At 67.1% G+C, this 12707-nt stretch carries 10 protein-coding genes and 2 tRNA genes; 9 read left to right on the top strand and 3 right to left on the bottom strand.

What is annotated here, in order from left to right:
* Positions 1 to 132: 132 nt before the first annotated feature.
* The 4 genes from FCN77_RS16565 to FCN77_RS16550 all read left to right on the top strand — a co-directional run bounded on the left by FCN77_RS16565 (position 133) and on the right by FCN77_RS16550 (position 4171).
* A complete protein-coding gene (locus FCN77_RS16565; protein WP_137323151.1) occupies positions 133 to 915 on the top strand; it encodes an MBL fold metallo-hydrolase in 783 nt (260 codons plus the stop codon).
* A 122-nt stretch (positions 916 to 1037) separates the two neighbouring features.
* Entirely contained in the window at positions 1038 to 1814 is a 777-nt protein-coding gene (locus tag FCN77_RS16560) for a fumarylacetoacetate hydrolase family protein (protein ID WP_137323150.1), read from the top strand.
* A gap of 105 nt (positions 1815 to 1919) precedes the next feature.
* Positions 1920 to 3434 (top strand): glutamate--tRNA ligase, encoded by a 1515-nt coding sequence (gene gltX, locus FCN77_RS16555; protein ID WP_137323149.1) that lies wholly within the window; start codon positions 1920 to 1922, stop codon positions 3432 to 3434.
* Positions 3434 to 4171: an HAD family hydrolase gene (locus FCN77_RS16550; RefSeq protein WP_137323148.1), complete on the top strand. Its 738-nt coding sequence runs from the start codon at positions 3434 to 3436 to the stop codon at positions 4169 to 4171. Before gltX ends, FCN77_RS16550 begins: the two co-directional genes overlap by 1 nt.
* Positions 4172 to 4234: 63 nt before the next feature.
* Here FCN77_RS16550 and FCN77_RS16545 read toward each other — a convergent pair whose 3' ends face one another.
* On the bottom strand, positions 4235 to 5629 hold the full coding sequence (locus FCN77_RS16545) for a hypothetical protein (protein ID WP_137323147.1): 1395 nt from the start codon (positions 5627 to 5629) through the stop codon (positions 4235 to 4237).
* Positions 5630 to 5973: 344 nt separating this feature from the next.
* On the opposite strand from FCN77_RS16545, the gene FCN77_RS16540 reads away from it, so the two are divergent.
* The 4 genes from FCN77_RS16540 (at position 5974) to FCN77_RS16525 (ending at position 9783) form a co-directional block, all read left to right on the top strand.
* Positions 5974 to 6045, top strand: a tRNA-Gln gene (locus FCN77_RS16540).
* A 127-nt stretch (positions 6046 to 6172) separates the two neighbouring features.
* Positions 6173 to 6248 (top strand) — tRNA-Glu (locus tag FCN77_RS16535).
* Between the two features lie 137 nt (positions 6249 to 6385).
* Entirely contained in the window at positions 6386 to 8167 is a 1782-nt protein-coding gene (locus tag FCN77_RS16530; RefSeq protein WP_137323146.1) for a dynamin family protein, read from the top strand.
* A complete protein-coding gene (locus FCN77_RS16525; RefSeq protein ID WP_137323145.1) occupies positions 8164 to 9783 on the top strand; it encodes a GTPase in 1620 nt (539 codons plus the stop codon). The genes FCN77_RS16530 and FCN77_RS16525 overlap by 4 nt, the downstream gene beginning before the upstream one ends.
* On the opposite strand, the gene FCN77_RS16520 is transcribed toward FCN77_RS16525, so the two are convergent.
* The gene (locus tag FCN77_RS16520) at positions 9780 to 10325 is read right to left on the bottom strand and encodes a DUF1697 domain-containing protein (RefSeq protein ID WP_137323144.1); all 546 of its coding nucleotides are present in this window, start codon (positions 10323 to 10325) and stop codon (positions 9780 to 9782) included. The two genes, FCN77_RS16525 and FCN77_RS16520, sit on opposite strands and share 4 nt — an antisense overlap.
* A gap of 42 nt (positions 10326 to 10367) precedes the next feature.
* Positions 10368 to 11087 carry an IclR family transcriptional regulator gene (locus FCN77_RS16515; RefSeq protein WP_011692361.1) on the bottom strand — a complete coding sequence of 240 codons (720 nt, stop codon included), beginning with the start codon at positions 11085 to 11087 and terminating at the stop codon, positions 10368 to 10370.
* Positions 11088 to 11199: 112 nt separating this feature from the next.
* On the opposite strand from FCN77_RS16515, the gene leuC reads away from it, so the two are divergent.
* Complete coding sequence (gene leuC / locus FCN77_RS16510; protein ID WP_137323143.1) at positions 11200 to 12654, top strand: 3-isopropylmalate dehydratase large subunit; 1455 nt, start codon at positions 11200 to 11202, stop codon at positions 12652 to 12654.
* Positions 12655 to 12707 lie beyond the last annotated feature (53 nt).

Below are 12707 nucleotides of genomic sequence, written 5' to 3'. Positions count from 1 at the left end.
GGTGCTTTGCTCCCTATTAATAGGGAGCGCACCTTAATAGGGAGCGCACCGCGGCCCCTAACTCTCCGAGACCTCCCTTCGCAGAAGTTCGACGAGCAGAGGTGCGAAGTTCAGAAGTGCGAAGATGGGACAGTGACTCCCGAATCAGGCCCATCGATTCTTACGGCCAGCGACCTGGCGCGATTCCGCCTGGCCCCCAATCCGGGACCCATGAGCCTGGACGGGACCAATTCATACCTGCTGGGCAGCCCGGGGTCCGGTACCGCCGTGGTGGTGGACCCGGGGCCGCTGGACGAACAGCACCTGCGGGAACTGGCCGGGACCGTCGAAGTGGAACTCATCCTGATCACCCACCGCCACGCGGACCACACCGCAGGCGCCGCACGCCTCCACGAACTCACCGGCGCACCCGTCCGCGCTGCCGATGAGTGGCACTGCCACGGCGGGACGCCGCTTGCCCACGGTGAAACCATCCGGGCCGCCGGAGTCGAGCTGCACGTCATGGCCACTCCCGGCCACACGTCGGACTCGCTCTGTTTCCATCTGCCCCACGACGGCGCGCACGGAGCGGTACTGACCGGGGATACCGTCCTGGGCCGCGGCACCACGGTGCTGGATTTTCCCGACGGCAGGCTGGGTGACTACCTGGCGACCCTCGACAGACTGGAGCGGCTGGGGCCGGCCACCGTGTTGCCCGGGCACGGGCCGGTGCTTCCCGCACTTGATGCCGTTGTCCGCGCCTACCGGAACCACCGGCTCGAACGGCTCGCGCAGATCCGCGCAGCCCTCGCTGACTTGGGACCCGGCGCGGGCGTCGCGGAAATTACCGATGCCGTCTATTCGGATGTCGATCCCGCCGTCCGGCGTGCGGCAGAGAACTCCGTGGCCGCGCAGCTGGAGTACCTCCGGGCGTAAGCCCTGGCAGCGGCGTCGCGATGTCACTGCACTCCGGTGTCCCGGCGTCTCGGTGTCCCGCCGTCACGGCGGCGGCTCGAACGGCAGCAGGACGTCGGGCCGGAGACTGTACGCTAGGAACCATGCGTATCGCCCGTTTTGTAGCTGATTCCGATCCCCTCTACGGCGTAGTTGAAGGCCAGCCCGGCAGTGAGGAAGTCACTGTCATCAAGGGCGACCCCTTCTTCAACGGCGTGGAACGAACCACCCTTAGGTACAAGCTTGAGGACGTGCGGCTGCTGGCCCCCATCATTCCGCGCAGCAAAGTAGTGGGCGTGGGACGCAACTTCGTTGAGCACGCCCGGGAGCTTGGCAACGAAGTGCCCCAGCAGCCCCTGCTGTTCCTGAAGCCCAACACCTCGGTCATCGGGCCCAACGATCCCATCGTCCTGCCGGAATTCTCCGACGAGGTTTCCTTCGAGGCCGAGCTGTGCGTGGTCATTGGACGGATCTGCAAGGACGTTCCCGAGGACCGTGTTGACGACGTCATCTTCGGCTACACCTGCGGCAACGACCTCACGGCCCGTGATGTCCAAAAGACCGACCTGCAGTGGGCGCGCGCCAAGGGATTCGACACGTCGGCACCGCTGGGCCCGTGGATCGAGACCGAGCTCGACACCGATGACCTGCAGATCCAGGGCCGGCTCAACGGTGACCTGCGCCAGGACGGCAGCACCAGCCAGATGATCCGCGGTGTCCGCGAACTGGTTTCCGTCGTGTCGCGCGCCTTCACGCTGCTTCCCGGCGACGTCATCATGACCGGAACCCCCGCCGGCGTTGGCCTGGTCACCGCCGGGGACCGCTTCGAAGTAGAGATCGAGGGGATCGGGCGCCTCTCCAATCCGGTGGTCCGCCGCTGAGGGCATCTCCCGGTACTTTCGGCAGGCGCTGCGCGGACCCGCGCGGCGCCTGTTGCTTTTCCCCGCGAAGTTCCGCGCCGTGCAGGCGGTAAAGTTGAAGTCACTATGACTACTCCTTCTGTGTCCAACGTCGTCTCCAGTCCTGCCGTTACCGCCGAAACCCCGGTCCGGGTGCGGTTCTGCCCGTCGCCCACCGGCACCCCGCACGTGGGCCTGATCCGGACTGCGCTGTTCAACTGGGCCTATGCCCGCCACACACAGGGAACATTCGTCTTCCGCATCGAGGACACCGACGCGGCACGTGACTCCGAGGAGAGCTACGAACAGCTGCTCGAGGCCCTGAAGTGGCTGGGCATCTCGTGGGAAGAGGGCGTCGAAACGGGCGGCCCGCACGAGCCGTACCGCCAGTCGCAGCGCCTTGACCTGTACAAGGACGTGGTGGCCAAGCTCCTGGACGCCGGCTACGCCTACGAGTGCTACTCCTCCCCGGACGAAGTGGAGGCCCGGCACCGCGCGGCCGGCCGCGACCCCAAGCTTGGCTACGACAACTTCGACCGCAACCTCGGCGCCGAGCAGATTGCCGCGTTCAAGGCCGAGGGACGTGAACCCGTGCTCCGCGTCCGGATGCCGGACGAGGACGTCACGTTCACCGACTTGGTCCGCGGCGACATTACCTTCAAGGCCGGCAGCATCCCGGACTACGTGATCGTCCGTGCCGACGGCTCCCCGCTGTACACCCTGGTGAACCCCGTTGATGATGCCCTGATGGGGATCACCCACGTTCTGCGCGGTGAGGACCTGCTCTCCTCCACGCCCCGCCAGGTGGTGCTGATCCGGGCCCTGATGGAGATCGGCGTCGCCAGCTACATGCCGGTGTTCGGCCATCTTCCCTACGTCATGGGCGAGGGCAACAAGAAGCTGTCCAAGCGCGATCCGCAGTCCAACCTGTTCCTGCTGCGGGACCGCGGTTTCATCCCCGAAGGCCTGCTGAACTACCTCTCCCTGCTGGGCTGGAGCCTGTCCGCCGATGAGGACATCTTCACGGTGGAACAGCTCATCGAAAACTTCGACGTCCACGACGTCCTGGCCAACCCGGCGCGCTTCGACATCAAGAAGGCCGAAGCGATCAACGGCACCCACATCCGGATGTTGGCAGCGGAGGACTTCAGGGGCCGCCTGGTCCCGTACCTCCGCGCCGCAGACCTGGTGGGGGATACCCTGACGGCGCGCGAGGAGGAGATCCTTGCCGAGGCAGCACCGCTTATCCAGGAGCGCATTGCACTGCTGGGCGAAGCGCCCGAGATGATTTCCTTCCTGTTCAAGAACGATGACGCAATCGACATCGCGGATGATGCCCGCAAGGGGCTGCCGGAAAACCTCACCGAGGTCCTGGACGCCGCGATCACCGCCCTCGACGCCGTCACCGACTGGAACGCCGAGAACATCCAGGCGGCGCTGAAGCAGGCCCTCGTCGAGGATCTGGGTATCAAGCCCCGGCTGGCTTTCGGTCCTGTCCGGACGGCCATCTCCGGGCGGCGGATTTCCCCGCCGCTCTTTGAGTCCATGGTCATCCTGGGCAAGGAATCATCACTGGCCCGCCTGCACGCTTTCCGCGCCTAATGACTGCCATGCGCGGTGACGGCGGCGGTGTCCTGCACACGTCCTTTGGCGTCATCCGGGGTGTCCTGTTCGATATTGACGACACGCTGGTGGACCTTGAATTCGCCATGACCACCGCGCTGCGTGATGTCAGCGAACACCTCCTGCCCGGCCTGGACCAGGTCGGGTGGGAGAAGTTCGGGCGGATCTTCACGCACGAGACTACGCATTTCTATGACCGTTACCTCGCCGGTGAGCTGACCTTCAACGAGCAGCGGCTGCTTCGCGGGCGGGCTGCCCTGGGCCACTTCGGCGTGGAGCTCGAAGAAGGCGAGGAGTCCCACGCCTGGGTGACGTCCTACGCCGCCCTGCAGCACGGCTACGTCCGGGCGTTCGAGGACGTAGCGCCGCTCCTGGACGCCCTTGACGCTGCCGGGATTCCCTATGGTGCCGTGAGCAACAATGTCCACGACTACCAGCGCGCGAAGCTGGACACGGCCGGACTGCAGCGCATCCGGGTGCTGGTGGGAACGGACACCGTGGGGGTGCCCAAGCCGGACCCCGCCATCTACCTTGAAGGGGTCCGTCTCCTGGGCAGCAGCGCCCGGGAGACGCTCTATGTGGGGGACAACCGCCTCCTTGACGCAGAGGGGTCCACGGCCGCGGGTTTACTGGGGGTCTGGCTGAACCGTACCCGTGAAACGGAATCGGCATTCGGGGGCCACCAGGTGGGGTCCCTGGCGCAGCTGCTGGGGTAGCGCGTCACTGCCCGGTCTGCTGCCGGCTTGGCCCTGCCGAGGGCCGGGCCGGCAGACACCTCGTCAGTCGGTTTCCGGGTCCGGACGCTTGTTGCGCAGCACCATGAACGCACCCACTGAACCGACGCCAAGCGCACCCACCAGCCCCATGGCCGTTCCGGCGTCGGGCGGGCCGACCATATCCGACGGTGAGACGGCTGCCGCGCTGGAGTGCAGCGTCTCGGTTCCCGCGGCCACCTTTGCGTTCCCGTCGGCGAGCTTGCCTGCCCCGGTAGCCAGCTGCGTTGAACCGGCGGCCAGCTTGTTGTTGCCTGCCGAGAGATCCGAGGCCCCCTTGGCAAGGGCTTCAGAACCGCTGAGCAGACCGGGGCTCGCCGGGTCCGCGGGATCGCCCTTGATGCCTGCATTCAGGGTCTCGGTTCCGGACGCCAGACGGGCGGAGCCCTCTGTCATGCTTGCTGTGGCCTTGAGCAGGCCCGGGTGGTCCGGACTGCCCGGCACGCCGTCCATGCCCACCCGGATCTTGGCCGTTCCCTCGGCGAGAAGCCGGGTGCCCAGGACAACACCGGGGCTCGCCGGGTCCTGGCTGTTGAGTTTGCTGCTGAGCGTGGTGAAGCCGGCGGTCAGTTTGCCCGTCCCGGCGTGAAGCTGTGACGTGCCGTCCTGCAAGCGGCCCGCGCCGGACTGGAGCTGGGTGGCTCCGGAGTCGAGCTTGTGGGCACCGGCGGCAATCTTCGCAATCTTGTCCTTGACGACGGACAGCGGCACCAGGCCCTGGAACGGGTCATCGGCGGCCGCCTGCAACAGATCCAGCGCCTGAGCCAGGGCCGCGGTTCCCGTTCCCTGTCCGGGATCGCCGTTGGCTCCGCGGTATCCCTTGAGCTGATCCGTCCCCGCAGCGAGTTCGCCGGCACCGGCTTCCAGCCGGGCGGCTCCCTGGTCGAGCTGGGTGGCGCCGTCAGCCAGGTTGTTCTCCGCGTTGCCTGCGGCGGTGGGGGTCAAGGCGGCGGAAAGCTGCACCGCTCCGGCAGCGAGCTTCTGGGCACCGTCATCGACCTTGTAGACGCCCGGGGCCAGTTTGTTGTTGACGTCCGCCTCGATCTTGACTGCTCCGGTGGCGAGTTTGCCGGCGCCTGCCTGGAGCTGCTCCGCACCGGGCGCCAGTTTGTCGCTGATGCCGGCATGGATTTTCTGCGCTCCCGCGGCGAGCTTTCCTGCCCCGGTGTCGGCCAGCGTGGCACCGGTGGACAGTTTCCCGGCACCGTCTTTGATCTGGTCGGCCCCGGCGGAGGCCTGGCCGGCTCCGTCCTTCAGCCGCGCGGATCCGTCAGTGATGCGCCCGGTAACCACAGTGTAGAAACCCAGCAGCGCAATCAGGAGCAGGGCCAGGACGGCTATGGCAATCTGCTGAGCCCGGGTGCGGGTCTTCGGGGGAGCAGCGGCACGACTCTGTGACACGGAGGATTCCTATCGACGATCTCACCGGAAGCGGTTGACTTCCGGACACCCCGACAGTGATGCAGCTAACACCTGAAAGTGAGCGTGAAGCCGCCCGTCGGCTGGGGCGGGTTGACTTGTTACTGTCTGGTAACTTACCGAGCGTAAACTTATTTGCCCCGGAATTGCAAGGGTTTTATCGGCCTGCGTGCACTGAGGTCCGCCCCGGCCGCCCTCCGCCGTTGATGCTGCGGGTGTGCGCCGCCTCGATTTGTGCCAGCCAAAACTCTCGGGTAAAGTAATTACTCGTGCTGAGGCGCTCGGAGCGAAGGTTTAGACCTGAACGTCCGGCCCGAAAGTGCCATTGGGATATGGTGTAATTGGCAACACTACGGTTTCTGGTACCGTCATTCTAGGTTCGAGTCCTGGTATCCCAGCTCTGAAAAGGGGCCTTTGCGGGCAACTGATCAGGGGTTTCAAGCCGGCTTTGCCGATTTGAAACTGCGGTTCGGTGTGTGAAAGAATCACTGAGCCTGATGGCAGAAATGTCATCCGGAAGTACACGGCCCCATCGTATAGCGGCCTAGTACGCTGCCCTCTCACGGCGGTAACGCGGGTTCGAATCCCGCTGGGGTCACCAATCAAACGGTCCCGGGCAATTGCCCGGGACCGTTTTGTTTTCCCGCGCATTCCGCACTCCCGCACTCCCGCATTCCGTGCCGCACCACTGCGTCGAATTCATGCACCGGAGCGAGGCTGAACTGGCATGATGATGCTGTGACGTCCCAACCTGAGAGTGCGCCCCCGCCTGATCCCGCGCAGAAGGCGCGGCTAGCCGCCGCCGTGGCGCTGCTGGAAGACGTACGCCTGGACCTTGCTGCTGCGATTCTGCCGCTCGCGCTGCCAGGCGCTGAAGCCGCCCGTCTCGGCGTCCGGAACTCACTGGCCCAACTCGACGACTACATCCTCCCGCGTTTCCGGAGCCTTGATGCTCCGCTGCTGGCGGTTGTGGGAGGATCCACGGGCGCCGGAAAATCCACGCTGGTCAATGCCCTGGTGGGCCACCCCGTCACGAGGGCCGGCGCCATCCGGCCGACCACCAGGCAGCCCATCCTGCTGCACCACCCGCTGGACGCCGGCTGGTTCGAGGACCAGCGGGTTCTGCCGAGCCTGAACCGCGTCCGCGCCACCGTGGTGGACCGCCAGGTTCCCGCCAACCGCGCCGGCGCCGCACCGGACATGACGGCGATATCGTCCCTGGTCCTCGTGGGGGACCCTGCGGTGCCGGAAGGAATCGCCTTGCTGGACGCTCCCGACGTCGATTCCATCTCAGACGAGAACCGGAAGCTCGCCGGCCAGCTGCTCGCGGCGGCCGACCTCTGGGTTTTTGTCACAACCGCCAACCGCTACGCCGATGCCGTGCCCTGGAGGCTGCTGCTCGACGCCGCTTCCCGGGACATCATGGTGGCCGTGGTGCTGGACCGCGTCCCGCCCGCCGCCGAAGCGGAGGTGAGCGCAGACCTCCGGGCAATGCTGGAGCGCGAGGGGCTCGGCGGGGCGCAGCTGTTCGTTGTCCCGGAGCTCGGCCTGGACGGCCTTGGGATGCTGCCGGCCCAGGCCGTGGAGCCCTTGGGACGGTGGCTGCGGGAACTCGCCGCCGACGCGGCCGGACGGGCAGAGGTTGCGCGCCGGACACTGAACGGCGCGGTGCGCGCCCTTGGCATGCGCGTCACGGCCGTCGCCCAGGCGTCGCGGGAGCAGCAGCAGGCGGCTGAACTACTAGCAAGGGACGCCCGGACAGCACACCGGGACGCCGCGGCCAGGATCCTGGAAGCTACCCGGGACGGTGCCCTCCTGCGCGGCGAAGTCCTGGCCCGCTGGCAGGACTTCGTGGGCACGGGTGAATTCTTCCGCGTCCTCGAGCAGAACATCGGGCGCATGAGGGACCGTTTCGGTGCGTTCTTCCGCGGCGAGCCGGCTCCGGCTGTCAGGGTTGAAACTGCCATCGAAACCGGGCTGCAGGCCGTCATCATGGACGAAGCCGCCAAGGCGGCCGAGGACACCGACCAGCGCTGGCGGTCGGACCCTGCGGGCAGGCAACTATTGGGCACCGACGACCTTTCCGGCACCAGCGCCGGCTTCCCGGACAAGGTGGCGGCCGAGATCCGGGCGTGGCAGGGAGGGCTCATGGAGCTCATCCGTACTGAAGGGCAAGGCAAGCGAACGCAGGCCCGGTGGCTCTCCTTCGGGATCAACGGGCTGGGGGCCGCTCTCATGATCGTCGTCTTCTCCATGACCGCCGGACTAACCGGCCTGGAGCTGGGAGTGGCCGGCGGCACCGCCGTCGTCGGGCAGCGGCTCCTGGAGGCTGTTTTCGGCGAGGATGCCGTACGGCGCCTCGCGAAGACAGCGCGGGACGACCTGAACACGCGCTGCCACATGCTGCTGCAGGCCGAACAGCAGCGCTTCCTGGACCGGTTGGACTTCACCGTAGGCGTGTCGACCGATGTCCTGGCCGGGCACGCGGCGGCTCTTGAGAAGCTGGCGGCGTCAGCGTGAGCCGGCACAGCGGTACCCGGGAAGCCTCCCGCCTTGGCTCCCGGCTGGAGGCTCTCAACGACGCCCGCGAGCTAGCCGGCGGCGTACTGCCCGATGATGTCCTGGATGAAGTGCTTGACGTTCTGGAGCGTGCCAGCTCCCGCCGCTCGCTGTCATCGGACCACACCGTGGTGGGCTTCTTTGGCGCAACCGGAAGCGGAAAGTCATCGCTGTTCAACGCGGTCAACGGCGCGGAAATTGCGACGGCGGCAGCCCGCCGGCCAACGACGTCGGAACCTTTGGCGAGCGTGTGGGGAGCAGAGGGCAGCGAACCGCTGCTGGACTGGCTTGGTGTCAGCAAGCGGCACCTTGCCGCTGCCGTACCCGGATTCGCCGACGAAAGCACTGGGCTGATCCTGCTTGACCTGCCGGACTTCGACTCCACGAAGGCCGCCAACCGGGAAATTGTGCAGCAGATGGTGGGCCTGGTGGACGTTCTCGTCTGGGTGCTTGACCCGCAGAAATACGCGGACGCCGCCGTGCACAACGATTTCCTGGCTCCGCTGGCGTCGCACGGTGCCGTCACGTTGGTGGTCCTCAACCAGATCGATCGCCTGCCGCCGCCGGACGTCGCCCCAGTGCTGGAGTCACTCAAAGGCATTCTTGCCCGGGACGGCCTGGGTCAGGTTCACGTCCTGGCCGCGTCGGCTGTGGTGGGAACGGGAGTGGACAAGGTCCGCGCGGCAATCCGCCGGGTGGTTGCCGAGCGGCAGGCACTGTCCCAGCGCCTGGCCGCGGATGTGTCCAGGGCATCCGCGCAGCTCGGGGCGGCATCCGGAACGGGGGAGGCCGCCGGAGTCCGTGCCGGCACGCGGTCGCGCCTGGCCGGGGAGCTCGCGGCTGCCGCCAACGTCCCGCTCGTGGTCGACGCCGTGGCACGGTCCTACCGGCAGGAATCCATCAGGCGCACGGGCTGGCCGCTGACCCGCTGGCTGGTCCGGTTCCGTCCTGATCCGCTGCGGCGGCTTAACCTGCGCCGCGAGGGTGCCAGTGCCGAGGTCAACAGGACTTCACTGCCTCCGGCCGCGGCGCCGGAACGGGCCCGGACTGATGCGGCCGTGCGGGAGTTCGCGGATGCGGCCAGCGCGGGGGCGCCGGGTACGTGGCGTGCGGCCATCCGCAGTGCGGCACGCGAGGGCCGGGAGCGGCTCCCTGATGCGCTGGACCAGGCCATCGCCGGCACCGAGCTGCTGGCCGGGCGCAAATCGTGGTGGTGGGGACTGTTCAACGTTGTCCAGTGGCTGGCGCTCCTGGCAGCCTTGGCTGGCCTCGCCTGGCTGGGAGTCCTGGCAGGACTTGGCTACCTGCTGTTGCCGGTTCCCGAGGTACCCCGGGTGGAAGGCTGGCCCGTGCCCACGCTGATGATTGCCGGGGGAGTGTTGCTCGGGATTGTCCTGGCCGTCGCGGCGAAGTTCATCGCCGGAGCGGCGGCCCGGCTCCGGGCGGCGGCCGGGCGGAAGAAGCTCAATGCGGCCGTGGCCGCCGTCGCGGACCGGCTGGTGGTGGAGCCGGTGGAAGCCGAAGTAAGCAGGCTCAAGTCCTTCAACGCTGCCCTGAAGTCCGCCGTGCGCAATTAGCCGTTCTGAAGCGCCGCCGTGGCGTCGCGCACCTTGATCATGGTGCGGAGGTTGCGCGTGGTGGTACCGGACTTAAAACGCGGTTTTGATGACAGCTTGCTGAACGGACTGTCCAGGGTGCCGCCGGCCGGGGCCAGCCAAGCCATTGCCTCGGGCCCCAAGCGGTGCTGCTGCGTGCCGTCCAGCCGGGTGCCCGCCTCAAACAGTTCGTCCAGCATGGCTGTGTCCGAAGCGAGCGTGATGTACGTGTGCGTGGATTTGTCGTCCGCCGGGTAAGGGCACGCCTCGACGATCCCCGCAACCTTGTCGGCGCCCAGCACCACCACCCAGGCGTCATAGCCAAATTCCTTGCGCAGGCAGCCCTCAATTTCCTGCTTGACTGCCGGGGCCCCGAGCTCGCTGGCCAACGCCACGTTGCCGCTCGCCAGGAGCGTCTTCACTTCCGTGAAGCCGCACGACGCCAGGGCGCTTTTGAGGTCGGCCATTTTGATGTTGATGCCGCCCACGTTGATGCCGCGAAGGAACACCGCATAGCTCTTCATGCCGCTAGCGTACTTCGTGCCGGCGTCACATCCGGGGCACGCTCAGTCGTTGTTCTTGCGCAGCGCCTCAGTGAGGACGCGGGCGGCATTGCAGACGACTTCGGCGTGCAGCCGGCCGGGCTGGCGCGTGAGGCGCTCGATGGGGCCGGAAATCGACACGGCGGCAATCACCCGTCCGGACGGACCCCGGACGGGGGCCGAGACGGAGGCCACCCCGGGCTCGCGTTCGCCGAGGCTCTGGCCCCAGCCCCGCCGTCGTACTCCGGCCAGAACCGTGGGCGTGAAGCGCGCGGCCTGGAGTCCTTCCAGGAGCCGGTCGTGGTCCTCCCACGCCAGCAGCACCTGGGCAGCCGAGCCGGCCTTCATGGACAGCTGCGTGCCGACCGGAATGGTGTCGCGGAGCCCGATGGGGCGTTCGGCCGAGGCGACGCACACGCGCCAGTCACCCTGCCGGCGGAAGATCTGCGCGCTCTCGCCGGTGGCGTCGCGCAACTGCATCAGGACCGGACCGGCGGAGGCGATCAGGCGGTCCTCGCCGGCCGCGGAGGCGAGCTCCACCAGGCGGCTGCCGAGCACAAAACGGCCCTGGATGTCTCGGCTGACCAGCCGGTGATGGACCAGCGCCAGTGCCAGCCGGTGCACGGTGGGCCTTGCCAGTCCCGTGGCAGCAACAAGCTGCGCCAGGGTGGTTGGGCCGGCCTCGAGTGCGTCAAGCACATGGGCCGCTTTATCGATGACACCGACTCCACTAGAATTGTCCATGTAATGATATTGCCGTCTCATTATCTGAGATGCAAGTCAACTCGCTGGCGCATTACGCGGGCGTGCTGGTTCAGTGGATGTAAACAGCCAACTGCAGTGAAGGGAGATGGCCATGGCAAAGACATTGGCCGAGAAAGTCTGGGACGCGCACGTGGTGCGCAAAGGCGACGGCGAAGGTGCCAACGCCCAGCCGGACCTTCTCTACATCGACCTCCACCTGGTGCATGAAGTCACGTCCCCGCAGGCCTTCGAGGGGCTCCGCCTGGCCGGCCGCAAACTGCGCCGCCCGGACCTCACCATCGCCACCGAAGACCACAACACCCCCACGCTGGACATCGACAAGCCTATCGCCGATCTCACCAGCCGGACCCAGATCCAGACACTCCGCAACAACTGCGCGGAATTCGGTGTCCGCCTGCACTCCCTCGGCGATGCCGAGCAGGGCATCGTCCACGTGGTGGGCCCCCAGCTCGGACTCACGCAACCCGGCATGACCGTGGTCTGCGGCGACTCGCACACGTCCACGCACGGAGCGTTCGGCGCACTCGCCATGGGCATCGGCACGTCCGAGGTGGAGCACGTCATGGCCACCCAGACGCTGTCCCTCAAGCCGTTCAAGACCATGGCGATCAACGTCGAGGGAACGCTGCGCCCCGGCGTGTCGGCGAAGGACATCATCCTCGCCGTCATTGCCAAGATCGGCACCGGCGGCGGCCAGGGCTATGTCCTGGAATACCGCGGCTCAGCCATCCGCGCGCTGTCCATGGAAGCCCGGATGACCATCTGCAACATGTCCATCGAGGCAGGCGCGCGCGCGGGCCTGGTGGCCCCGGACCAGACCACGTACGACTACATGTACGGACGCCCGCACGCGCCGCAGGGCGCGGAGTGGGACGCCGCCGTCGAATACTGGGACACGCTCCGTTCCGATGACGACGCAAGGTTCGACGTCGAGGTGGACCTCGACGCCGACACCCTGGAACCGTTTGTTACGTGGGGCACCAACCCCGGTCAGGGCGTCTCCCTTTCCTCGAAGGTCCCTTCTCCGGAGGACTTCGGCGATGAAAACGCCAAGGCCGCGGCCGAACGCGCCCTGCAGTACATGGGGCTCGAGGCGGGCACCCCGATGAAGGAGATCCGGGTGGACACCGTCTTCCTTGGCTCCTGCACGAACTCCAGGATGGAAGACCTGCGCGCCGCCGCGGATGTTATCCGCGGCCGCACCAAGGACCCGAACATCCGGATGCTCGTGGTGCCGGGTTCGGCACGCGTCCGCCTCGAGGCGGAGGCAGAAGGGCTGGACAAGGTCTTCAAGGACTTCGGTGCGGAATGGCGCTTCGCCGGCTGCTCCATGTGCCTGGGCATGAACCCGGACCAGCTGGAGGTGGGTGAACGCTGTGCGTCCACATCCAACCGCAACTTCGAGGGACGCCAGGGCAAGGGCGGCCGCACGCATCTCGTCTCCCCGGTCGTGGCAGCAGCCACTGCCGTGCGCGGCACGCTCAGTTCGCCGTCGGACCTGGACCCCGCCCCGGAGTCCGCCGGCGTCCGCGTCAGCGCCGCTTAGATAACGCCGACTAGTTCACACCGTTCCGGCGACGCCGCCTAGACCTACCAAGC

The organism is Arthrobacter sp. 24S4-2 (assembly GCF_005280255.1).
In the GTDB taxonomy this organism is placed as follows: Bacteria; Actinomycetota; Actinomycetes; order Actinomycetales; family Micrococcaceae; genus Arthrobacter.
Note: the sequence above shows the minus strand (reverse complement) of the source record. Positions and strands in the feature narration are given on the sequence as shown.

Bases quoted from the DNA above. Each gene is read 5' to 3' on its own strand.
- FCN77_RS16560 (WP_137323150.1), top strand. From the start codon at position 1,038: ATGCGTATCGCCCGTTTTGTAGCTGATTCCGATCCCCTCTACGGCGTA.
- leuC (WP_137323143.1), top strand. From the start codon at position 11,200: ATGGCAAAGACATTGGCCGAGAAAGTCTGGGACGCGCACGTGGTGCGC.
- FCN77_RS16550 (WP_137323148.1), top strand. From the start codon at position 3,434: ATGACTGCCATGCGCGGTGACGGCGGCGGTGTCCTGCACACGTCCTTT.
- FCN77_RS16520 (WP_137323144.1), bottom strand. From the start codon at position 10,325: ATGAAGAGCTATGCGGTGTTCCTTCGCGGCATCAACGTGGGCGGCATC.
- gltX (WP_137323149.1), top strand. From the start codon at position 1,920: ATGACTACTCCTTCTGTGTCCAACGTCGTCTCCAGTCCTGCCGTTACC.
- FCN77_RS16515 (WP_011692361.1), bottom strand. From the start codon at position 11,087: ATGGACAATTCTAGTGGAGTCGGTGTCATCGATAAAGCGGCCCATGTG.